The sequence below is a fragment of the Arthrobacter globiformis genome (assembly GCF_003261175.1).
In the GTDB taxonomy this organism is placed as follows: Bacteria; Actinomycetota; Actinomycetes; order Actinomycetales; family Micrococcaceae; genus Arthrobacter; species Arthrobacter globiformis_A.
Window position 1 is genome coordinate 25,917 of sequence record NZ_QLNP01000062.1, and the last position, 20,278, is coordinate 46,194.

Here is a 20,278-nt window from a genome sequence, read left to right on the forward strand (position 1 = left end):
CGCTCCAAGAGCCATATCCGGCCAATCTCCACCCGGGAGCCAGAACAATCATCCCGAAGGCCAGAACTGGACGAAACAACCGAAAATTGTCCATCGGTGTTGGTCATCGGGCCCGGCTCGGGACGCCGTGAGATGCCGGTGCTACGATTGCTACGGAGGCAATCATGACGACAATTCCGCACCGCGAGCTCCGGAATGAGAGCAGCAAAATCCTTGAGCGCGTGAAGAATGGCGAAACCATCGACGTCACCAATAACGGTGAAGTGGCAGCCACTTTGATTCCACCTGCCGCCTCACCCTTCGAACGGCTCCTGTTGTCGGGGAGCGTCCGTCAGGCCACAGAAAGCGCTGTCGATTTCACAGTCCTGCCCCGTGTTAAGTCAGAAGCAAGTACCCCGGAAATCCTGGCTGACCTTCGTGGCGATCGGTGATCATCTACGTAGACACGTCCGGCGCCCTCAAGCTGGCGGTCGAGGAGCCCGACTCCTCTGCGGTCGCCGAGTATCTCGCAACAGCAGCGCATAGGGGCGACCGGCTGGTTGCCTCGATGCTCCTGTACACCGAGCTGCATTGCGCCGGAAAGCGCCGCCAGTTGCCGTCCGAGCTGATCAACAGGGTTTTGAACAGAATCAACCTTGTAGACCTAGCCCGCTCGGACCTCATGTACGCGGCCGCGATGCCCGGGAAGCTGCGCAGCGCCGACGCGATCCACCTCGCGGCAGCCATCAGGTTGCAGGTGGATGCCCTGATCGCCTACGACGTCGAACTGATCACGGCGGCAAGCGACGCCGGACTCAACGCCCTGTCGCCGGGCAAAAACTAACCCCGGCCCGCGTTCAATCCTGTAAGCGTTGGCGAGCACCGGGCGCCCGCCAAGCATCCGCCGTCGGGCCTTGCCCACCATCAAACCCCGCTCTAAAATTAGACAATCTAGTTTTAGAAGGTGCGTCATGAAAGCGGTACACCCCCAAACAGCACCCACGCAGCAGGCCGGCGGTTGAGATGGACTGGCAAGGCTGGGCGCTGTTCGGGCTGCTGGCCACCACGGCCCTGACCGCGGTGATGATCGCCTTCCAGATGGCCGGCTGGACCCGGCTCGACCTGCCCCTGGTCCTGGGCAGCCTGGTCACTCCGGACCCGGACAAGGCCCGGATCGCCGGCTTCTTCATCCACCTCGCGGCAGGGCAGGTCTTCGCTCTGGGCTATGCGGCCGTGTTTGCGCTGCTGGGCCGGGCAACGTGGTGGATCGGCGCGCTGCTGGGACTCCTGCACGTCGCCGTCGCCCTGACCGTCATCCTGCCCCTGCTGCCGGGCATCCATCCCAGAATGGCCAGCACCAGGGCGGGTCCGGCCAGTCGCGCAGCGCTCGAACCTCCGGGCCTGCTGGGCCTGAACTACGGAATCCAGACGCCGGCGGTGGCCGTGACAGCCCATCTGGTCTACGGCTCACTGCTCGGGCTGCTGCTCACTGCCGGCTGACCCAGTGAGAGGCTGACCCAAGCGAGAGAAGGCGGCGCACCATGGAGGCCACGCACTCCCCCGCCCTTGCCGACTACGGCTTGCTGGGAGACACACGCACGGCCGCCCTGGTCTCGGCTGACGGCGGCATCGACTGGCTCTGCGCGCCCACCTTCGACGGTGATCCCGTCTTCGGTGCCCTGCTCGGCGGCCCGGACGCGGGCACCTTCCGCGCCGGCCCCGCCCGGGCCACGGAGCAAATCGTCCGCCGCTACCGGCCGCACACCGCCACGCTCGAGACGGTCTGGGCCACCGACGGCGGCACGCTGACACTCACCGAAGCAATGGTGGCGGAAGTATCGGGCCGCCTGCTGCCCACCACCCTCCTCATCCGGCGGCTGGAGGCCGACGGCGCCCCGGCGGAGGCCGCCGTCGAACTTAACCCCCGCTTCGGCGAGCGCCATCTCCGGCCCCGCGTCCGGCAGGACCGGCACGTGGTCTACGAATGGGGCGCCCTGGCGATGTCGCTCGGCGTCAGCGGCGGGGTGCGGGTGGAGCCGGGTACGACGACGGCAATCACCGTTGAGCCGGACCGTCCCGTGGTAATGGTGCTCGCCCTGGCGTACACGGAGCCACTGGTCTGGGTCGATCCCGAAACCGCGTGGGATCTGGTGGAGGCCGACGAAGCCCGCTGGCGGGAGTGGGCGTCAGGCATCAGCGAGGACGTCCCGTTCCGCGAAGCAGTCCTGCGGAGCCTGCTGACGCTGAAGCTGCTGACCTACTCCCCCTCGGGCGCGCCGGTCGCGGCCCCCACCACGTCCCTGCCGGAGGACCCGGGCGGCATCCGAAACTGGGATTACCGGTACGCGTGGCCGCGGGACGCCAGCATTGGCATCGCCGCTTTCCTCGGGCTGGGCAAAGACGGCGAGGCCCTGAACTTCCTGAACTGGCTCCTGCACGCGAGCAGGCTGCAGCGGCCCCGGCTGCCGGCGCTGCTGACACTGACCGGAGGGCATGTCCCCCGCGAGCGCACGCTGGAGGGCTGGCCGGGCTACGCGGGCAGCGCTCCGGTGCGGGTGGGCAACGGCGCCGCGCACCAACACCAGCTCGACGGCTACGGCTGGGTCCTTGACGCCGCGTGGAACCTCGTCCGGCAGGGGCACCGGCTTAATTCGGAGACGTGGCGGGCCATGCGCGGCTTTACCGATCTCGTGGCCCGGCGCTGGCCGGAGCCCGACGCCGGTATCTGGGAAATCAGGGCTGACGCGGCGCATCATGTGCATTCCAAGATCATGGGCTGGCTGGCCTTGGACCGGGCGCTCCGCATTGCCCGGAGCCACCGCATCAGCGCCCGGCGCCGGCGCCGGTGGGAAAGCGCGCGGGAAGCACTCGCCGCCGACATCAGGATCCACGGCTTCGACGCCGCGAAGAACACGTACACCCGCTCGTACGGCTCGGGTGATCTCGATTCCGCGCTGCTGATCCTGCCTGTGACCGGCTTCGAGCCGCCGGACGCGGACCGCCTGCGCGGCACGGTGGATGCGGTGCGGTCGGAGCTTTCGGCCGGCTACCCTTTCCTGTACCGCTACCCGCCGGGCCAGGACGGGCTGCCCGGGGATGAGGGAGCTTTTCTGCCCTGCTCGTTCTGGCTCGCCCAGGCCCTGGCACTCACGGGACGGGCAACGGAGGCCGCGGAAATGTTCAAGGCCCTGCTGGAGCACGCAAGTCCGCTGGGCCTGTTCAGCGAGGAGATTGATCCCGGCTCAGGGGCCTTGCTCGGCAACTATCCGCAGGCACTGACACACGCCGTGCTGGTCCAGGCGGCGCTGGCCCTCCGCGACGCTGCTGCGCAGGGAAAAGAGATGACACTTCTTCCGCGGGCCTGTCGCCAGGAGGAGCGCTGACGATTGCGGGCTCCTGCGTTTACCGGTTTGTGGACGCGCGCTGTCCTTGGGCCGCGGCCAGGACCTCCGCCAGGGTCGCCATGGAATTGTCGCCGGGGGTTGTCATTGCCAGTGCGCCATGGGCCGCCCCGATGTCAACGGCCTCTTGCACCGGGAGTCCTTGAAGCAGGCCGTAGATAAGGCCGGACGAGAAACCGTCGCCGCCTCCAACCCGGTCGAGAATCTCCAGTTCTTTCCGTTCCCGTGACATGACGGTTCCGGTCGCTGATGTGTGGCACATGCCGTGCCAGTCGTTGCGGCTGGCACTGCTGACGTTGCGGACGGTTGTAGCCACCATGCCCAGGTTGGGGAACCGCGCAAGTGTCCGGGAGGCGATGGCAGTGAAACGCGGCGCTCCGGCCACGGACTCGGAGGGAGCCTCGATGCCAAGTCTGTCGACAAAATCGGTTTCACCCCCAATAACGACGTCGGCGGCTTCTGCCAGCTGCGTAAATACGGCGGCCGCGCGCTGCCGGCCCCCGTGGCCTGCCCACAGGCTGGGACGGTAGTTGAGGTCAACGGAGACAACCGTGCCGTGCTTCCGAGCGGACGTCATGGCTGCAATCGCCGTCGCGCAGGAGTTTTCGGAGAGCCCGGCGAAGATTCCGCCGGTGTGGAACCACCGGACGCCGCGCACACCGAAGAGGTGCTCGAAGTCCACGTCCCCGGAATTCATCTGCGAGACTGCCGTATTTCCGCGGTCGGAGACGCCGCGCGCGCCGCGGATGCCAAAGCCCCGTTCGGTGAAGTTCAGCCCGTTCCGGGCATCGCGTCCCAGGCCGTCGTACGGAACCCACTTGATGAGGGAGGTGTCCACTCCGCCGGCGCGGGCCATTCCCTCAATGAGATGGCCAATGTCATTGTCAACGAGTGCTGACAGGGCCGCTGTCCGCTGCCCAAAGACATGGCTCAGCGCACGGATGGCGTTGTACTCGCCGCCGCCCTCCCAGACGTCGAAGTGCCGGGCAGTGCGGATCCGTCCGGCTCCCGGATCCAGCCGCAGCATGATCTCACCGAGTGCCACGGCGTCATAGGACGCGTCGGCTTTGACCGTCAGAGCCATCAGCTCGCTCCCTGCGCCTGGCGGATGCGTTCGGCCAGCTGCGCACGGGTTGCGGTGCACAGCCGGGCAATCTCCTGGTAGTCGCCAGCAGCCTGCGCGGCACGGGGAACCATCCAGCTGCCCCCGGCGGCGAACACAGCGGGATGGTCGAGATAGGTGTTCACATTGTCCGGGCGTAGGCCGCCGCTGGGCATGAAGCGTACCTCGGGGAAGGGGCCGGCGAGTGCGCTGAGCATTGGCAGGCCCCCTGCCTGTTCTGCGGGAAAGAACTTCACATGCCGGAGGCCGGCGGCTACCGCCGCCTGAAGTTCTGAGGCTGTTGCGACCCCCGGGATGGCTGTGACGCCGCGTTCACGGCACCGTGCAACGACGTCCGCTCCGAACCCGGGGCTGACGATGAATCGCGCCCCCGCATCGGCGGCGAGGTCCACATCCGCGGCGTTCAGCACAGTGCCGGCACCGAGCAGAAGATCGGTGCGGCCGCGAAGCCCTTTCAGCGCTTCCAGGCCAGCAGGCGTACGGAGCGTGATCTCTGCGCAGGCTATTCCGCCTGCGATGAGCGCATCGGCGAGTTCGTTCGCCCCGGCAGGGTCGTCAAGGACAACGACGGGAACAATCTGGATTTCAGAGAGTATGCCCGTGACGGTTGCTGTTGAAGTGTGAGTCATCGTCCCAGCCAGCCGCCGTCCACGGACAGCACCGTGCCGGAGACGTAGTCCGAAGCGGGGCTGGCCAGGAAGACGGCAGCACCGGCCATGTCGCCGGCAGTCCCCCAGCGGCCCGCCGGGATACGGTCCAGTATTGCCTGGGACCGTTTCGGATCGTTGCGCAGCGCCTCCGTGTTATCTGTGGCGATATACCCGGGTGCGATGGCGTTGACGTTGATGCCGTGGACCGCCCACTCGTTGGACAGCGCCTTAGTCAGGCCGGCGATGCCGGACTTGGCTGCGGTATATCCGGGGACGTTGATGCCGCCCTGGAAACTCAGCAGGGACGCGGTGAAGATGATCTTGCCACCGGCGCCGCGCTCGATCATGGACCGGCCGATTGCGCGGCTGAGCACGAACTGCGAGGACAGGTTCACCTGCAGCACATGGTCCCAGAGCTCGTCCGGGTGCTCTGCCGCGGGCGCCCGTTCGATGGTGCCCGCGTTGTTCACAAGAATGTCGACGGGCCGCTCCATGGCGGCCAGCTCAGTCCCAAGGGCGCCCACCGCGTCCCGGTCAGAAAAGTCGACAGTGCGGGCGCTGAATTTGCGCCCGTGTGACTCAACCGCCTGCGCAACCTGGCTGCCCTCGGACTCCAGCGTTGCGCTGACGCCGATGATGTCGGCTCCGGCGGCGGCCAGGGCCTCGGCCATTGCCCGGCCCAGCCCGCGTTTCGCGCCGGTCACAACAGCAAGTTTCCCGGTCAGGTCGAAGGGATGGGTGCTCACGCCGGTACCGCCTGGCAGTCCACGAGGATTTTCATGGCGTCCCCGGCGGCGAGGCGGCTGAAAGCATCAGCTGTCTGCTCCAGCGGAACGGTTCCGGTGATCATTTGGTCGGCCGGTATCACGCCGGCGGCCAGCAGCTCCACCGCCGTTTCGAAGTCCCGGCGTTCGTAGACGCGGGCGCCCACGAGGGTCAGTTCGCGCCAAAACACTCGCTGAAGGTCCACAGGCCTGGGCTGGGGGTGGATGGCCACGATCACGAGCCGGCCCCGCACCTTTGCCAGCGCGGTCGCTCCCAGCACCGCGGCTGCGGCCCCGGAGACCTCGAAGACGACATCGGCACCGGCGCCCCCTGTCCAGGTGTTGACCCATTCGACCTGGTCCTGCGCCTGGGGGTCGAGTACTTCAAAGCCCAACTCCTGAATCATGGCGCGGCGGTCGCCGTCGAGCTCCAGCACCACAACCTCAGCGCCCGCATGCCGGGCGGTGGTGGCTATGAGGACACCGATGGGGCCGCCGCCGATGACGACGGCCTTATCCCCCGGCTGAATCTCCGCGCGGCGGACGTCGTGGACCGATACAGCGACGGGTTCAACCAGGGCGGCGTGATCCAGGCGCAGGGATTCCGGCAGCTTAACCAGGACGTTCGCCGGGACGTTCCACTGCTTCTGGAGCGAACCTGCCGAGTCGATGCCGATGAAGTTCAGATTCTGGCAAATATGCTGGTGCCCGGCCTTGCAGGCGGGGCAGTCCCCGCACCAGTCCAGAGGCATCACCGTGACGGGGTCGCCGAGGTTCCAGCCGCTGACGCCGTCGCCGAGCGCTGAGATACGGCCGGACATTTCGTGGCCGATGACTGCCGGAAAGCTGACCCGGGAGTCCATGTTGCCGTGCAAAATGTGAAGATCTGTCCCGCAGATGCCCGTGAAGGCCACGTCGATCTGCACCTCGCCGGGCGCGGGCGGGCGTTGAGTGCTTTCGACGATGTTAATGGTGCTGTTGCCGATATAGGTTGCCGCTGGCATGGCTTTCTTCCTTTGCTGGGAGGCTGTGCGGGTGCTGGGAGGCTGTGCGGGTGCTGGGAGGCTGTGCGGGGCCGGGACCGGCCCGGCCCCGCGGATGACTTAGACGCTGACGGGAGCCGCGTTGCTGGCTTTGCTCCAGTACGAGCCCGCGGGGTACGAGAACTCCGCAAGGGTGGTCTCGAACATCTCGGCGCTGTAGCCGGGACGTGACGGAAGCACGTACGCACCGTCGCGCACGATGCAGGGATCGACGAAATGCTCGTGGAGGTGGTCCACGAACTCGGTCACCCGCCCCTCGAGGCTTCCCGAGACGGCCACGAAGTCGAAGATCGACAGGTGCTGCACCAGTTCGCAGAGGCCCACGCCGCCTGCGTGCGGACAGACCGGAACCCCGAATTTCGCTGCCATAAACAGCACGGAGAGTACCTCGTTGACGCTGCCCAGCCGGCAGGCGTCCAGTTGGCAGTAGTCAATGGCGCCGGCCTGGAACAACTGCTTGAACAGGACACGGTTCATTCCGTGTTCGCCCGTGGCCACCCCGATCGGCGCCACGGCCTTCCGCACCGCTGCATGCCCGAGGATGTCGTCGGGGCTGGTGGGCTCTTCGATCCACAGCGGCTTGAACTCGGCCAGGGCGCTGACCCATTCGATGGCCTCCGGAACGTCCCAGACCTGGTTGGCGTCGATCATCAGGTGGGCGTCGTCACCGATGACGTCGCGGGCGATCGAACAGCGGCGGATGTCGTCCTGAAGGTCGGCGCCGACCTTCAGCTTGATGTGGCGGTATCCCGAGTCCACGGCCTCCTGGCAGAGCATGCGAAGTTTGTCGTCGGAGTAGCCGAGCCAGCCGGCAGAGGTGGTGTAGGAGGGGTATCCGGACGCATCCAGCTGCGCGATCCGGTCTTTGCGGGTTCCCTCGAGGTTCCTCAGCAGCTGCAGTGCTTCCTCGCGGGTGAGCGCGTCCGAAAGGTAACGCATGTCGGCGGCGTTGACCAGTTCTTCCGGTGTCATGTCCGCCAGCAGCTTCCACAGCGGTTTTTCGGCCCGGCGTGCCGCCAGGTCCCACACTGCGTTCATGACCGCGGCGAGGGCAAGGTGAATGACGCCTTTTTCCGGGCCGAGCCAGCGCAGCTGGGAGTCGGACTGCAGCTCGCGGTAGATGCCGCCAAGATCCGACGTGATCTCTTCAACGCTCCGTCCAATCAACGGCAACGCACGCTGCTCGGCGGCGGCGACACAAAGATCGTTGCCGCGGCCAATCGTGAAGGTGAACCCGTAGCCGGCGAGCTGCGGGTCGTCGGTGCGGAGGACAACGTAGGCGGCGGAGTAGTCGCCGTCCTTGTTCATGGCGTCGGAGCCGTCCGCGGTCAGCGATGTGGGGAAGCGAACGTCTACTACGTCGACCCCGGTAATGACTGTCATTTTGATTCCTTACGAATGAACTGGTGAGTGCGGTGAGGCGTTCGGTACCGCGATCCTATAGGAATATCCATAATTATATATAGAGTGTGATGCGCGTCAAGGAATTAGTCATTCCTGTTGGGCAGAAACGCTGGTGCCCCGCCGCTGGTGGCGCCGGGCAGCACCCCATCACATATGCTCGTCTAGGCCACACTTATGGAGAGAGACGGAGGGGTTTGGTGCCAAAAAGGACTCCCGCAGACCAAGCCAAGGTCCCTACGAGCGAGGTGTACACGCTGCTCCGTGCCGCCATCATGTCGGGGGAAATCGCGCCGGACTCGAGGATCAATATCGAGGCCATTTCGCGGACCTTCGGCGTATCCCAGACACCGGTTCGGGAAGCCTTGCAGCGCCTGGAAGGCGACAACTTGATCAACTACTCGCCGGGCAGGGGATACAGCACCACGGCCCTGCTGGACCTTCAGGGCCTGCATGACCTCTTTGAGTTCCGGCTGCTCGTCGAACCTTGGGCGGCCCGGGCGGTAGCAGTTGACAGGCTGTCCAATCCCGGAGCCCAGCTCCTCCAGGAGGTGGAGAAGTTCGTCGATACAGCAGCTCCGGACCAGGACCTGCGTCAGGACATGGTGGCGCACGATGCGCGTTTCCACGAATTGATTTTGACGGCAACCGGAAACCCGGTCATCGGTCAGGCCTACGCACAGACCCACTGCCACCTGCACATATTCCGTTTGTATCCCCGGGACCTCTACAGGGCTGACACGATCGATGAGCATCGGCGCATTGCCACCGCCGTCGCCAGCGCCGATCCGGAGCTGGCTGAGCTGGCCATGTCCGACCACATCAAAAACTCATTCGGACGGTTTTCCGTGGCCTTTGATGTCGGTGCCGGACCAACAGCGCTGGCACACACTAAGCGGCTACCCCTCCGGCTCCAGCGCTAGCACCGCCGCATCCCGGGCACGGCTACATCACCGTACCGACCATCCATGGAACGAATTCCTTGTCGCCGTAGCCGAAGTCCTCGCTCTTGGTATGGGTTCCCGAGGCAACGTCGAGGATCGTCCTGAAAATTTCCTCCCCCAGGTCCTCGATGGTGGTGGTGCCGTCCGCCACGCCACCGCAGTTGATGTCCATGTCCTCGGTCATGCGGTCATAGAGTTCGGTGTTCGTTGCGAGTTTAATGCTGGGCACGGGAGCGCAGCCGAACGCTGATCCGCGGCCGGTCGTGAAGCAGACGAGGTTGGCCCCGCCGGCCACGATGCCGGTGACCGAAACGGGATCATGGCCCGGGGTGTCCATGAAGACGAAGCCCTTGGAAGTGACAGGTTCCGCGTACTCCACGACGTCGGCAAGGGTGGTGGTACCTCCCTTGGCCACGGCGCCCAGGGATTTTTCGAGAATGGTGGTGAGGCCGCCAGCCTTGTTGCCGGGAGACGGGTTGTTGTCCATTGACCCCGAGTTTTTGGCGGTGTAGTCGCGCCACCAGTCGATGCGCGCCAGCAGCTTGTTGGCCACGGCCTCCGTGGCCGCCCGCCGGACAAGCATGTGCTCGGTGCCGTAGATTTCGGGGGTTTCTCCGACGATCCCCGTTCCTCCCTGATGGACCAGACGGTCCACGGCGTTGCCGAGGGCAGGATTGGCCGTGATGCCGGAGTAGGCATCGGAGCCGCCGCAGTTGGTTCCGAGAATGAGTTCGGACGCCGGGACGGTGGTTCGCTGCGACGCGTTGACCTGCCCCAGCATGCCGGTGAGCCAACTGATGCCGGCGGCAATGGTCTTCGACGTTCCGCCCAGCTCCTGAATCGTCGAATACACGATTGGCAGGTCCGGGCGGAGCTGAACGTCCCGGGTCAGTTGATTGATCTGGTTGTCCTCGCAGCCAAGGCCCAGCACCAGGAAACCACCGAAATTGGGGTGGGTCAGGTACCCGCGCATGGTGCGGCGGAGGATGTCCATCCCCTCGCCCTCCTGGGCCATGCCGCATCCGGTGCCATGCGTCAGTGCAACGATGCCGTCGATGTTCTCGTACTGATCCAGCACACCGGAATACCGGAGGCGCTGGACGATCTGGCTCGCTGCCGTGGCGGAACAGTTGACCGTGCTCAGGACGCCAATGTAGTTCCGGGTTCCCACCTTGCCATCCGAGCGGACGTAGCCCTGAAAGGTTGCCCGCTCGCTCAGGGGCAATACAGGCTCATCCCTGGCGTCCACGCAGAACTCGTACTCGCGGTCGAACTCCTTGTAGTCAAGGTTGTGCAGGTGAACGTGGTCCCCGGTGCTGATGTCCGACCGGGCGAAACCGATGATCTGCCCGTAGCGGCGGACTGCCTCGCCCTTGGCGATGTCCCGCACGGCAACCTTGTGGCTGCGCGGAACCGCAGCCGCCAGCGTCACCAGTTGGTCGCCCGCACTGGCCTTTGAGGGCACCTCCATGTCTTGGGTGGTGATGGCCACGTTGTCTTCAGTGTGAAGGTGGATGAGGGGCGCAATGACAGCGGTCACGGGATAAACCTTTGTTCGATGTTTCGGCAGGACGACTTCATGTTTGGTCGTCGGTGGGCTGGACAGGGCTAGAGAACCTTGCTCAGGAATCCCTGGGTTCGTCCGTGCTGCGGCGTGGAGAAGATCTCCTCCGGCGTGCCTTCCTCGACGATCCGGCCCTGATCCATGAAGATCACCCGGTCCGCCACTTCCCGGGCGAACCCCATTTCGTGGGTGACGACAACCATGGTCATGCCCTCCTGCGCGAGGTCCTTCATCACGGCCAGCACTTCACCGACGATCTCGGGGTCGAGGGCCGAGGTGGGCTCGTCGAAGAGCATGATTTTGGGATCCATGGCCAGGGCGCGCGCTATGGCGACACGCTGCTGCTGACCACCCGACAGGTTCCCCGGGAAGGCGTCCATTTTCTCCGCCAGGCCCACCTTCGCCAGCAGCATCTCGGCCTTGGCGCGCGCTTCTTCCTTCGAGGTCTTGGCGACCTTGAGCGGGGCAAGCATGACGTTGTCGATGACCTTCAGGTGCGGGAACAGGTTGAAGTGCTGGAAGACCATTCCCGCCTCCTGCCGGACGAGGTTGATATTGGTCTTCGAATCGTCCAGCCGGTGCTTGTTGATGACGATGCTGCCGGACGAGATTGTCTCCAGGCCGTTCATGCACCTCAGGAAGGTGCTTTTGCCGGAACCGGAGGGGCCGATGACGCACACCACCTCGCGCTCGCGGATGTGGCAGTCAATTCCCTTGAGCACATGGTTCGGCCCGAACTTCTTATTCAAATTCTCAACAAAAATCACTGGGGTATTCCGATCTAAACGCCCGCGGGCTCTGGAAGTTTGAGGGGGTCGACGTGGACGCCGGTGCGCTTCTCGTACAGCCGGCCGAGCAGGGATATGCCGTAGCAAATGACGAAGTACATGGCCGCGACCACCAGGAACGTCTTGATGGGGTCACCGGTCAGGTTGGTGACCACGTTTCCCGCATGGGTCAGTTCGAGCAGGCCGGTGACCGTGACCAGCGACGAGTCCTTGACCAGTCCGATGAGGAAGCCGATGCCCGGGGGCACCATGATCTTCACGGCCTGGGGAAGAATGACGTACCGCAGCTTCCGCCAGTAGTTGAGGCCGAGGGCATCCGCTGCTTCGCTCTGCCCCTTGGCCACGGCTTCGATGCTGCCGCGCACGATCTCGGCCACGTAGGCTGCGGCGAAGCAGGTCAGGGCGATGACGGCGGAGGAGAACTTGTCCGGTTCGAGGCCGGGAAACAGCAACGGGATCCCGAAGAAGACGAAGAAGATGATGACCAGAACGGGAATGCCCCGTACGCAGCTGATGTAAATGGTGCTGATCCACCGGGCGATTCGGCTCGGGGAGGTCCGGGCGATGCCCAGGACCAGCCCGAAGATGACTCCAAGAATCCCGGATACGGCACACAGCTGGATGGTCAGCCAGGCCCCTTCCGCCAGCGGAACCAGATCCTGCCAACCGAAATCCCTAAACATGGGTGCCCACCGCCCACCGGAACAGCGTCGTTTCGGCCCGCTTCGAGGCCAACGACATCAGTGCGGACACCCCGAGGTAGAGCAGCCCGCCGACGGCGAGCACCTCGATGGTTCGGTACGTTGTGTTGCTGACGCTCATGATCGCGTTGGTCAATTCGGGAAGCGAGATGATGGATCCAATCGACGAGGCCAAAAACAGCAGAATGAGCTGGTTGGTCAGGGCGGGAAAAACGTTGCGGGTGGCAGGCAGCAACACGATGTACTGCACGATCTGTGCGGGCTTCATGCCGAGCGCCTTACCGGCTTCGCGCAGGCCGTGCGGCACCGATTCGAACCCGGCCCGGTAGATTTCCGCCGTGTATGCGGCGTTGTTCAGGGTCAGGCCGATGAGGGCCGCCAAGACGGGCTCGAGGTTGATGCCCAGGGCGGGGAGGCCGAAGTAGATCAGGTACAGCTGTACCAGCAGAGGTGTGTTGCGGATGGCCTCGATGTAGCAGGTGCACAGGATGCTGAGTGGTTTTCGGGCCCCGACCTTCCCCAGGTACAGGAGAACGCCGAGGGCGCTGCCCGCCAGCATGGCCACGAGCGTGATGTACAAGGCCGTCCATAGCCCCTCGAGTAATAGCGAGCTGTACGGGAGAAGGTCTCCGAAATATAGAGCCATGAGCAAAGGATCCTATCCATGAACGGCTGGGGTGGGTGGAGACTGAACGTCATCCACCCACGCCCAGGGACGCGTTCGAATGCTTTCTAGTGGGCGAGGAAGGGCGGCAGGGACAGCCCGAACCACTTCTGCAGGGAGGCCTCGTTCTTTCCGGAAATGTTGTAGTTCCGCAGGAAATTGTTGAGGTAGTTGAGCCAGGTCTGGTCTCCCTGCTTGACCCCAATGGAGAACAGGGCCGGCTTGATCGGGTCACCCTTGAGGACCTGGAACGCTGCCGGGTCCTTCTTCACGAGCCCGCCGACAATGGCGTTGTTTTCAATCAGCGCGTCGACCTTGCCGCTCTTGAGCGCCTGGATGGAGTCGGCGGTTGTGTTGAACCCGGTGATCTTGACGTTGGGGAAGCTGGCCTTGAGGATTTGCTCGCCCACGCTTCCCCGCGACGTGGCGACCGATTTGCCGTTGAGGCCCTCGTAATTGGAGATGGCGCTTCCCGCGGGCACCATGAAAACGGTGGAGCTCGCTGCATACGGCTCGGACATGTCCACCACCTGGGCGCGCGCATCCGATGCGGTGAAGGTCGCAATCACGGCATCAGCCTTATCGGTCTGCAGCAGCGGGATGCGGCTTTCATTCGTGGCCGTAACGAACTCGACCTTTGCGCCGAGCGACTCGCCGAGTGCGTTTGCGACGTCGATGTCGAAACCCTCGTGGGTGCCGTTTGAATTCATGACGCCGTATCCCGGGGAGTCGGCACTTACGGCGATCCTGACGGTTTTGGATTTGAGAATCTTCGTGAGGTGGCTGTCAGCGACGGCACCCGTGGTGGCACCCGGTGCGTTCGAGGCGCCGCCGGACGAGCAGCCCCCCAAGGTAAGGGCCAAGGCGACAGCCGGAACAAGAAGCAACTTCGGCGTTGCTCTGAACATGAGTTTCTCCTGGTGATTATTTACTGCGAGGCGGAAGCGGACTTGAGACAGCTTTCCGGGATCGCCATCCGTTTAATCCGTGGGCGATCCTGTAGGAATACGTTGTATCATATATACATTGTGACGTAGGTCAACCCCCCGGCTCAGGCGGACCGCCGGCGGCCGGCCAACAAGGGCCCCAGCCCGCGAAGGCCCCATAATCTCGACGGCTACTGAAAGGAGGGGCGAATGACGGCATCAATTGCAAGTGACGTATCGATGGCTAAGGTCGCCGCGAGCGACGTGTATTCGGCTCTTCGCCAGTCGATACTGGATGGCGATATCGCTCCGGGTACGCGCATTAATATCGACGCCGAGTCCCGGCGCCTCGGAGTTTCCCAGACCCCGGTCCGCGAAGCCCTGCAGCATCTGGAGGGCGACAACCTGCTGGTGTACAACCCGGGCCGGGGTTACAGCACGACTCCCCTGTTGAGCCTGGCGGAACTGCGTTCCCTCTTCGAGTTCCGCCTCCTGGTTGAGCCCTGGGCAGCGCGGTCTGCGGCGGTGGACCGGCTGTCGAACCCTTCGGCCGCATTGCGGGCCGAGCTCAAGGTGCTCGAGCTCCAGGTTGATGACACGGCTAACGCAAGTCAGGATCTGCTGGCCCACGACGCACGCTTCCACGACCTGATCCTGTCCTCCGCGGGCAACCCGGTGGTCCAGCAGGCCTATGTCCAGACGCACTGCCACTTGCACATGTTCCGGCTCTACCCGCCGGACCTGGACGGGCGGATCACCCTGACGGAGCACCGGGGCATTCGCGATGCAATCGCCGCCGCGGATCCGGCCGCGGCCGAGGAGGCCATGAGCGAGCACCTCCGCAACTCCTTCCACCGCTTCGCGCGCGCCTTCGGCGCCGGATCCGCCGCATCACCGAGTGCCGCCGTCGGACGAATAACCCCCTGACCCCTTGATCCGCACCACATCCTCTATATGATGCTTTATATCCATATATGATCCGATTTCCCCCAGGAGACAGAGACTTCATGGCAATGACCATTTCCACCGCACCCGGCAATGAGGCCGCACAGTGAGCACCAGTGTCCCGGAGCTGAACACGGCCGTTGAGACGGCCCACGCCGCGTTCCTGCTGGGGCGCCGCGCCAATTTGACCACCCGGGCGGGATGGCTGGAGGCGGTGGCCGGGGCCCTCGAAGAGGATGCCGATGTCCTGGTCCCGCTGGCCGCCCGCGAGACCAACCTCGGTGTGGCCAGACTCCAGGGAGAGCTGAAGCGCACCGTTTTCCAGCTGAGGCTGTTCGCCGCCGAAATCCGTTCGGGTGAGCACCTGGACGCAACCATCGACCACGCGGATCCAAGCTGGGGGATGGGCCCCCGGCCGGACCTGCGGCGGATGAACGTCCCGCTGGGTGTGGTGGGCGTCTTCGGCGCATCCAACTTCCCGTTTGCCTTCAGCGTCATGGGCGGGGACAGCGCATCGGCCCTCGCGGCCGGTTGCTCCGTTGTTTACAAGGCACACGAGGGGCACCTTGGACTCTCCCTGCGCACGGCTGAAACAGTGCAGCGCGGCCTCCGACAGGCCGGAGCTCCCGCCGGCCTCTTCACCCTGGTCACGGGCCGGGCCGCGGCCGAGGCGCTCGTAGACCATCCGCTGGTGAAAGCCATTGGCTTCACCGGCTCCACGGCGGGGGGACGTGCGCTGGCGGAGCGGGCCTTCGCCAGGGCGGAACCGATCCCCTTCTATGGAGAACTTGGCGGCATCAATGCCGTGTTCGTGACCGAAAAGGCCTGGTGGGCGCGCCGGGACAGTATCCTGAGCGGCTACGCGGCGTCACTCAGCCTGGGCATGGGGCAGTTCTGCACCAAACCAGGCCTCCTCTTTGTCCCCGCGGGGGCGACGGCGGAAGCTGCCGAGCTGCTGCGCGCAGCGTTCGCGGACTTCGAGCCGGCGCCGCTGCTCACCGAACGGCTGCACGAAGGCTACCGCAACGCCGTCAAGGAGGTTTCCGGACAGCCAGGAGTTGAGCTGCTGGTCGAGGGCACTTTCGATTCCGCCCCGATGCCCACTGTGCTGCGCGTGGCCAGCGCGGATGTCTTCGAGCAGCCCGAGCTGCTGCGCCAGGAAATGTTCGGCCCGGCCAGCCTCATGGTTGAATACCGGGAAGAATCCGAGCTGACCGCCCTGGCGGAACTGCTCGAGGGCCAGCTGACCACCACTTTGCAGGCCGAAGCGGACGACGACGTCAGCGACCTCGGCGCCCGGCTTGCCGACATCAGTGGACGGGTTCTCTGGAACGGCTGGCCCACCGGCGTCACCGTCAGTTTTGCCCAGCACCACGGCGGCCCCTACCCGGCCACGACGTCGGCCACCACGTCCGTGGGGACGGCCGCCATCCGGCGCTTCATGCGTCCGGTGGCCCACCAGGATTTCCCGGCCTCGCGGCTGCCGGAACCATTGCAAGACACAAACCCATGGTCGGTCCCGCAACGCATCAACGGGGCGTGGACCCGGCCGCAGCCAAAGGTGGATGCCTGATGACTACTCCCGACGCCAATCCCGCGCAACGCCTGACGATGAGGGAAGTGCTCCCCCGGGACGCCGGGAACGCCCTGCTGATTGGACGTGTCTGGGACGTTGAAACCGGTGGCCCGCGCGTCGCGGCTTTCCGTGGCGAAGACGCCTTCGATCTCCAGCCCCTCTCGGCCACCGTGTCGGATCTGCTGGAATCCAGGACCTTGCTCAGTGACGTCAGAGCCGGCATGACCACTCCCCGCTGGCGCACAGCTGACCTCATCGACGCAACTATGTCCAGGGACGCCGAGCGCTCCCATCTGCTGGCGCCGGTAGATCTGCAGGTCATTAAGGCATGCGGCGTGACCTTCGTGGACAGCATGATCGAGCGGGTCATCGAGGAACGGGCCGGCGGCAATCCGCAGCAGGCGGCAAAGATACGGGACCGCGTCGGTGCAGCCCTTGGCGGAAGCCTGGCAGGAGTCCGGCCCGGCTCCAAAGAAGCCGTCGAAGCCAAGAAAGTCCTGATAGAGGAGGGGCTCTGGTCCCAGTACCTCGAAGTGGGCATAGGCCCGGACCCTGAGGTCTTCACCAAGGCACCTGTGCTCTCATCGGTCGGGACAGGCGCGATGATCGGGATTCCTTCCTTCTCGTCCTGGAACAACCCGGAACCGGAGCTGGTGCTGCTGGTCACCTCGCGCGGAGCGGCGGTGGGAGCAACGCTCGGCAACGACGTGAACCTGCGCGATGTGGAGGGCCGCAGCGCGCTGCTGCTGGGGAAGGCCAAGGACAACAACGCGTCCAGCGCGCTGGGACCCTTCATCCGCCTGTTTGACGAGGACTTCACGCTGGACACCCTGCGCACCGAGGAAATTCTGCTTAGGGTCCAGGGCCCGGAGGGTTATGAACTGGCCGGGAGCAGCAGCGCCGGCCGGATCAGCCGCAGCTTCGAGGAGCTGATTTCGGCCACGCACGGCGACCACCACCAGTATCCGGACGGCTTCGCTTTGTACACAGGTACCCTCTTCGCCCCCACGCAGGACCGGGATGAGCCAGGCCGGGGTTTCACCCACCACATGGGCGACACCGTGGAGATTTCCAGCTCGCATCTGGGAACGCTGATCAACACGGTGGGACCTACGGAGGAGCTGCCCCGGTGGAATTACGGCATCCGTGACCTGCTGGGCTATCTCCACCGCGTTAAGGATGACGCGAACAGGCTCCTGCCTGCCGGCGCGGACTGACAGGGACGGCTGGGGCCGGTGCCGCGGTGACGCGGCACCGGCCCCAGCCGCTCCCTCGGCACCGCTTACCGGGGGCGCTTAGATCGCTTCGCGGAGCCAGTTTTCGACGCCGGAGATGTGCACGGTCAGCAGCGACCGGGCGAGCTCGCTGTCGCCCGCGCCCAGGGCCGCCGCGATGGCCGCATGCTCGTCAATGGTGCGTGCAACCGCGCGTTCCTCGGTCAGGCCACGCCAGATCCTGGCCCGCACGGTGCGGCCGGAGAGTCCGTCAAGGAGGCTCGCAAGGTAGCTGTTGCCGCTGGCCTGGGCGATGATCCGGTGGAATTCGAGGTCGTGGGCCACGAGGTCCTCCACTGAGGTGTCGTTCCGGACCGTGGCCATGCTGGCTTTCAGCATGGCCAGCTGGTCACCGCTGATCCGGCGGGCAGCAATGGCTGCGGCGGCCGGCTCCAGGATCCGGCGAACCTCGAAAAGCTCGAGTACCGAGGTGTCCTGGTGCAGGTCCGTGACGAAGGCGACGGCTTCGGCCAGCAGCCGTGGCTCGAGGCTCGTCACATACGTACCGTCGCCGCGGCGCACATCAAGTACCCGGATAATTTCCAGCGCCTTGACCGCCTCCCGCAGGGAGCTCCGGGACAGGCCGAGCTGTTCGCTGAGTTCCTTCTCCGGGGGCAGCCGCTCCCCCGCCTTGAGCTGTCCCCCGAGGATCATTTCCTTGATCTTCAGAATGGCTTCATCCGTTACGGTCATGGGGCTCCCCCCGTCGGGTTGATCACTGCCTACAGCGCCCGGGCCGGCAGCCGCAGTGCCTGGAGGCCGCCGTCGACCGCTATGGACGTACCCGTCGTGGAGCCGGAAAGAGGGCTGGCCAGATAGACAACGGCTCCCGCGACTTCGTCCGCCGTGACGAGCCGGCCGTGCGGCTGACGGCCGTTCAGGGCCACGCGTTCGGCGTCGGGATCGGCAGCGGCGTCCAGCAACCGCCCCACCCAAGGCGTGTCAGCGGTGCCGGGGTTAACGCAGTTGACCCTGATACCTTCGCGCAGGTGGTCCGCAGCCATGGCCTGGGTGAGGGAGAGTACGGCGCCCTTGGTGGCGCTGTAGAGGGCGCGTTGGGGCAGCCCGGCGGTGGCGGCAATGGAGCAGGTGTTCACAATGGCGGGGGACGGCGACTGGCGCAGCAGCGGCAGCGCGGCGCGGGTGACCCGGACCATGCCCACGACGTTGATGTCCCAGACGCGGTGCCATTCGGCGTCGTCGTTGTCCTCGACGGTACCAAGGGCGCCCGCGCCGGCGTTGTTGATGACGATATCGAGCCGGCCAAACGAGTTCTGCACCTTCCCGATGGCAGACCGGACGGAGGCGTCGTCGGAGATGTCGCAGACCAGGCCGTGTTGGCCGTCCGGCAGGCCGGTGGGGTTGAGGTCCAGCACGGCAACAGTGGCACCGCACTCCTGCAGGCGGGCGGATATGGCGGCTCCGATCCCGGATGCCCCGCCGGTGACGACGGCGACGAGCCCTCTCATGTCCGGGCCCACTTAGGCCTCCGTGCCGGGGCTGGCGGCGGCTTCTGCGTAGCGGTGCGGATCCGCGGCTTCGGTGCGGACTGCCGCTTGCGGCGCGGGCGTCGGCACGTAGGTCTGGCGCTGCCGGCCAAGGCCCGCTATCTCGAGGTCAACGACGTCGCCCTCCTGCAGGTAGGGGAAGCGGCCGGAGAGGGCCACGCCTTCCGGAGTGCCGGTGAGAATGACGTCGCCCGGTTCCAGCAGCATGTACTGGCTCACGTGGTGCACCACGGTGGCGACGTCGAAGATCAGGTCCGCGGTGTTCGAATCCTGGCGCTCTTCCCCGTTCACCCAGCTGCGCAGGCGGAGGTTGCCGGCGTCCACCTCGTCAGCCGGGACCAGCCACGGCCCCAGCGGCGTGGACTTGGGGAGCGATTTGCCCTTGGTCCACTGCCCGGCAGCGCCCGGAAGCTGGTACTCGCGTTCGGAGAGGTCGTTGGCCACGAGGTAACCGGCGACGGCGGCCATGGCTTCCGCGGGCGTGCCCAGGTAGCTTGCCTCCCTGCCGATAACGATGCCCAATTCCACTTCCCAGTCGTATTTGCGGCTGCCCGGCGGAATCGGGGCGTCGTCATAGGGACCGGCGACGGTGTTGTTCGGCTTCAGGAATACCACCGGGGTCTCGGGCGCAGCGGCCCCCGACTCTGCGGCGTGGGCAGCATAGTTCATGCCGATGCAGATCAGGTTGTTGGGCCGGGCGAGCGGCGCTCCTGTCCGCAGGCCGGAGGCCCCGGGCAGGACAGGCAGGGCGCCTGCCGCGAGGGCGGAGCGAAGCCGCCCGACACCGTCGGCAGCCAGGAAGGCGCCGTCGATGTCCGCGGTGACGCTGCTGGCGTCATACGCCTCCTCGTCGCCGTTCCCCGCCGGCGCGTAGACGACGGGTATCTCGTGTCCTGCTGGGCCCAGCCGCGCAATCTTCACTCTTGTTGTATCCCTTCGGTCGGCCGCACCGTGTGCCTGAGGTGTCGCTTCCCTACCGGGGGACGGAAGACATCGGAGTTCTCAGGCGGTGGTGACGGCTTGTTGT

Annotated in this window: 21 protein-coding genes and 1 pseudogene; 9 read left to right on the forward strand and 13 right to left on the reverse strand. The window is 65.4% G+C overall.

Going from position 1 to position 20,278, the window contains the following annotated elements; translation table 11 throughout:
• The first annotated feature begins 164 nt into the window (after positions 1 to 164).
• The 5 genes and pseudogenes from DBZ45_RS04375 to DBZ45_RS04390 all read left to right on the forward strand — a co-directional run bounded on the left by DBZ45_RS04375 (position 165) and on the right by DBZ45_RS04390 (position 3,362).
• Complete coding sequence (locus DBZ45_RS04375) at positions 165 to 431, forward strand: type II toxin-antitoxin system Phd/YefM family antitoxin (protein WP_111902731.1); 267 nt, start codon at positions 165 to 167, stop codon at positions 429 to 431.
• Positions 428 to 823: a type II toxin-antitoxin system VapC family toxin gene (locus DBZ45_RS04380; RefSeq protein WP_111902732.1), complete on the forward strand. Its 396-nt coding sequence runs from the start codon at positions 428 to 430 to the stop codon at positions 821 to 823. Before DBZ45_RS04375 ends, DBZ45_RS04380 begins: the two co-directional genes overlap by 4 nt.
• A gap of 179 nt (positions 824 to 1,002) precedes the next feature.
• Positions 1,003 to 1,479 (forward strand): hypothetical protein, encoded by a 477-nt coding sequence (locus DBZ45_RS04385; protein WP_111902733.1) that lies wholly within the window; start codon positions 1,003 to 1,005, stop codon positions 1,477 to 1,479.
• Between the two features lie 35 nt (positions 1,480 to 1,514).
• Positions 1,515 to 2,021, forward strand: a pseudogene (locus DBZ45_RS23370) (trehalase-like domain-containing protein); the annotation flags it as partial.
• A 42-nt stretch (positions 2,022 to 2,063) separates the two neighbouring features.
• Positions 2,064 to 3,362, forward strand: a complete 1,299-nt coding sequence (locus DBZ45_RS04390) for a glycoside hydrolase family 15 protein (RefSeq protein WP_262982848.1) — start codon at positions 2,064 to 2,066, stop codon at positions 3,360 to 3,362.
• A gap of 19 nt (positions 3,363 to 3,381) precedes the next feature.
• On the opposite strand, the gene DBZ45_RS04395 is transcribed toward DBZ45_RS04390, so the two are convergent.
• From DBZ45_RS04395 to DBZ45_RS04415, 5 genes are all read right to left on the reverse strand, one after another.
• Positions 3,382 to 4,464, reverse strand: coding sequence for a sugar kinase (locus tag DBZ45_RS04395; protein WP_111902735.1), 1,083 nt, complete (start codon positions 4,462 to 4,464; stop codon positions 3,382 to 3,384).
• A complete protein-coding gene (eda, locus tag DBZ45_RS04400; RefSeq protein WP_111902736.1) occupies positions 4,464 to 5,132 on the reverse strand; it encodes a bifunctional 4-hydroxy-2-oxoglutarate aldolase/2-dehydro-3-deoxy-phosphogluconate aldolase in 669 nt (222 codons plus the stop codon). Before eda ends, DBZ45_RS04395 begins: the two co-directional genes overlap by 1 nt.
• Positions 5,129 to 5,899, reverse strand: coding sequence for a 2-dehydro-3-deoxy-D-gluconate 5-dehydrogenase KduD (kduD, locus tag DBZ45_RS04405; protein ID WP_111902737.1), 771 nt, complete (start codon positions 5,897 to 5,899; stop codon positions 5,129 to 5,131). Before kduD ends, eda begins: the two co-directional genes overlap by 4 nt.
• Positions 5,896 to 6,921: a zinc-dependent alcohol dehydrogenase gene (locus DBZ45_RS04410; protein WP_111902738.1), complete on the reverse strand. Its 1,026-nt coding sequence runs from the start codon at positions 6,919 to 6,921 to the stop codon at positions 5,896 to 5,898. The genes kduD and DBZ45_RS04410 overlap by 4 nt, the downstream gene beginning before the upstream one ends.
• Before the next feature lie 99 nt (positions 6,922 to 7,020).
• The gene (locus tag DBZ45_RS04415; protein WP_111902739.1) at positions 7,021 to 8,343 is read right to left on the reverse strand and encodes an L-fuconate dehydratase; all 1,323 of its coding nucleotides are present in this window, start codon (positions 8,341 to 8,343) and stop codon (positions 7,021 to 7,023) included.
• 218 nt (positions 8,344 to 8,561) lie between these two features.
• Between DBZ45_RS04415 and DBZ45_RS04420 the strand changes: the two genes are divergently transcribed.
• The gene (locus DBZ45_RS04420) at positions 8,562 to 9,284 is read left to right on the forward strand and encodes a GntR family transcriptional regulator (protein WP_223256918.1); all 723 of its coding nucleotides are present in this window, start codon (positions 8,562 to 8,564) and stop codon (positions 9,282 to 9,284) included.
• Positions 9,285 to 9,306: 22 nt separating this feature from the next.
• Here DBZ45_RS04420 and DBZ45_RS04425 read toward each other — a convergent pair whose 3' ends face one another.
• The 5 genes from DBZ45_RS04425 to DBZ45_RS04445 all read right to left on the reverse strand — a co-directional run bounded on the left by DBZ45_RS04425 (position 9,307) and on the right by DBZ45_RS04445 (position 13,930).
• Entirely contained in the window at positions 9,307 to 10,845 is a 1,539-nt protein-coding gene (locus DBZ45_RS04425; protein ID WP_223256919.1) for a UxaA family hydrolase, read from the reverse strand.
• A 68-nt stretch (positions 10,846 to 10,913) separates the two neighbouring features.
• The gene (locus DBZ45_RS04430) at positions 10,914 to 11,636 is read right to left on the reverse strand and encodes an amino acid ABC transporter ATP-binding protein (RefSeq protein WP_111902741.1); all 723 of its coding nucleotides are present in this window, start codon (positions 11,634 to 11,636) and stop codon (positions 10,914 to 10,916) included.
• Positions 11,637 to 11,650: 14 nt separating this feature from the next.
• Positions 11,651 to 12,340 (reverse strand): amino acid ABC transporter permease, encoded by a 690-nt coding sequence (locus tag DBZ45_RS04435; RefSeq protein ID WP_111902742.1) that lies wholly within the window; start codon positions 12,338 to 12,340, stop codon positions 11,651 to 11,653.
• Positions 12,333 to 13,004 carry an amino acid ABC transporter permease gene (locus DBZ45_RS04440; RefSeq protein WP_111902743.1) on the reverse strand — a complete coding sequence of 224 codons (672 nt, stop codon included), beginning with the start codon at positions 13,002 to 13,004 and terminating at the stop codon, positions 12,333 to 12,335. The genes DBZ45_RS04435 and DBZ45_RS04440 overlap by 8 nt, the downstream gene beginning before the upstream one ends.
• Before the next feature lie 86 nt (positions 13,005 to 13,090).
• Positions 13,091 to 13,930 carry a transporter substrate-binding domain-containing protein gene (locus tag DBZ45_RS04445; RefSeq protein WP_111902744.1) on the reverse strand — a complete coding sequence of 280 codons (840 nt, stop codon included), beginning with the start codon at positions 13,928 to 13,930 and terminating at the stop codon, positions 13,091 to 13,093.
• Positions 13,931 to 14,158: 228 nt separating this feature from the next.
• On the opposite strand from DBZ45_RS04445, the gene DBZ45_RS04450 reads away from it, so the two are divergent.
• The 3 genes from DBZ45_RS04450 to DBZ45_RS04460 all read left to right on the forward strand — a co-directional run bounded on the left by DBZ45_RS04450 (position 14,159) and on the right by DBZ45_RS04460 (position 17,686).
• Positions 14,159 to 14,875, forward strand: a complete 717-nt coding sequence (locus DBZ45_RS04450) for a GntR family transcriptional regulator (RefSeq protein ID WP_111902745.1) — start codon at positions 14,159 to 14,161, stop codon at positions 14,873 to 14,875.
• Between the two features lie 124 nt (positions 14,876 to 14,999).
• On the forward strand, positions 15,000 to 16,466 hold the full coding sequence (locus DBZ45_RS04455) for an aldehyde dehydrogenase (NADP(+)) (RefSeq protein ID WP_111902746.1): 1,467 nt from the start codon (positions 15,000 to 15,002) through the stop codon (positions 16,464 to 16,466).
• Complete coding sequence (locus DBZ45_RS04460; protein ID WP_111902747.1) at positions 16,466 to 17,686, forward strand: fumarylacetoacetate hydrolase family protein; 1,221 nt, start codon at positions 16,466 to 16,468, stop codon at positions 17,684 to 17,686. The genes DBZ45_RS04455 and DBZ45_RS04460 overlap by 1 nt, the downstream gene beginning before the upstream one ends.
• A gap of 78 nt (positions 17,687 to 17,764) precedes the next feature.
• Here DBZ45_RS04460 and DBZ45_RS04465 read toward each other — a convergent pair whose 3' ends face one another.
• From DBZ45_RS04465 to DBZ45_RS04475, 3 genes are read right to left on the reverse strand one after another with little or no spacing between them, the layout of a single operon-like run.
• Positions 17,765 to 18,436 carry a FadR/GntR family transcriptional regulator gene (locus DBZ45_RS04465; protein WP_111902748.1) on the reverse strand — a complete coding sequence of 224 codons (672 nt, stop codon included), beginning with the start codon at positions 18,434 to 18,436 and terminating at the stop codon, positions 17,765 to 17,767.
• A 29-nt stretch (positions 18,437 to 18,465) separates the two neighbouring features.
• Complete coding sequence (locus DBZ45_RS04470) at positions 18,466 to 19,212, reverse strand: SDR family NAD(P)-dependent oxidoreductase (RefSeq protein WP_111902985.1); 747 nt, start codon at positions 19,210 to 19,212, stop codon at positions 18,466 to 18,468.
• A gap of 12 nt (positions 19,213 to 19,224) precedes the next feature.
• Positions 19,225 to 20,172, reverse strand: a complete 948-nt coding sequence (locus DBZ45_RS04475; RefSeq protein WP_111902749.1) for a fumarylacetoacetate hydrolase family protein — start codon at positions 20,170 to 20,172, stop codon at positions 19,225 to 19,227.
• Between the last annotated feature and the right edge of the window lie 106 nt (positions 20,173 to 20,278).

Coding starts and splice junctions, on each gene's coding strand:
- DBZ45_RS04450 (WP_111902745.1), top strand. CDS start 14,159: ATGACGGCATCAATTGCAAGTGACGTATCGATGGCTAAGGTCGCCGCG.
- DBZ45_RS04385 (WP_111902733.1), top strand. CDS start 1,003: ATGGACTGGCAAGGCTGGGCGCTGTTCGGGCTGCTGGCCACCACGGCC.
- DBZ45_RS04445 (WP_111902744.1), bottom strand. CDS start 13,930: ATGTTCAGAGCAACGCCGAAGTTGCTTCTTGTTCCGGCTGTCGCCTTG.
- DBZ45_RS04440 (WP_111902743.1), bottom strand. CDS start 13,004: ATGGCTCTATATTTCGGAGACCTTCTCCCGTACAGCTCGCTATTACTC.
- DBZ45_RS04390 (WP_262982848.1), top strand. CDS start 2,064: ATGGTGCTCGCCCTGGCGTACACGGAGCCACTGGTCTGGGTCGATCCC.
- DBZ45_RS04465 (WP_111902748.1), bottom strand. CDS start 18,436: ATGACCGTAACGGATGAAGCCATTCTGAAGATCAAGGAAATGATCCTC.
- DBZ45_RS04435 (WP_111902742.1), bottom strand. CDS start 12,340: ATGTTTAGGGATTTCGGTTGGCAGGATCTGGTTCCGCTGGCGGAAGGG.
- DBZ45_RS04395 (WP_111902735.1), bottom strand. CDS start 4,464: ATGGCTCTGACGGTCAAAGCCGACGCGTCCTATGACGCCGTGGCACTC.
- DBZ45_RS04460 (WP_111902747.1), top strand. CDS start 16,466: ATGACTACTCCCGACGCCAATCCCGCGCAACGCCTGACGATGAGGGAA.
- DBZ45_RS04410 (WP_111902738.1), bottom strand. CDS start 6,921: ATGCCAGCGGCAACCTATATCGGCAACAGCACCATTAACATCGTCGAA.
- DBZ45_RS04375 (WP_111902731.1), top strand. CDS start 165: ATGACGACAATTCCGCACCGCGAGCTCCGGAATGAGAGCAGCAAAATC.
- eda (WP_111902736.1), bottom strand. CDS start 5,132: ATGACTCACACTTCAACAGCAACCGTCACGGGCATACTCTCTGAAATC.
- DBZ45_RS04415 (WP_111902739.1), bottom strand. CDS start 8,343: ATGACAGTCATTACCGGGGTCGACGTAGTAGACGTTCGCTTCCCCACA.
- DBZ45_RS04470 (WP_111902985.1), bottom strand. CDS start 19,212: ATGAGAGGGCTCGTCGCCGTCGTCACCGGCGGGGCATCCGGGATCGGA.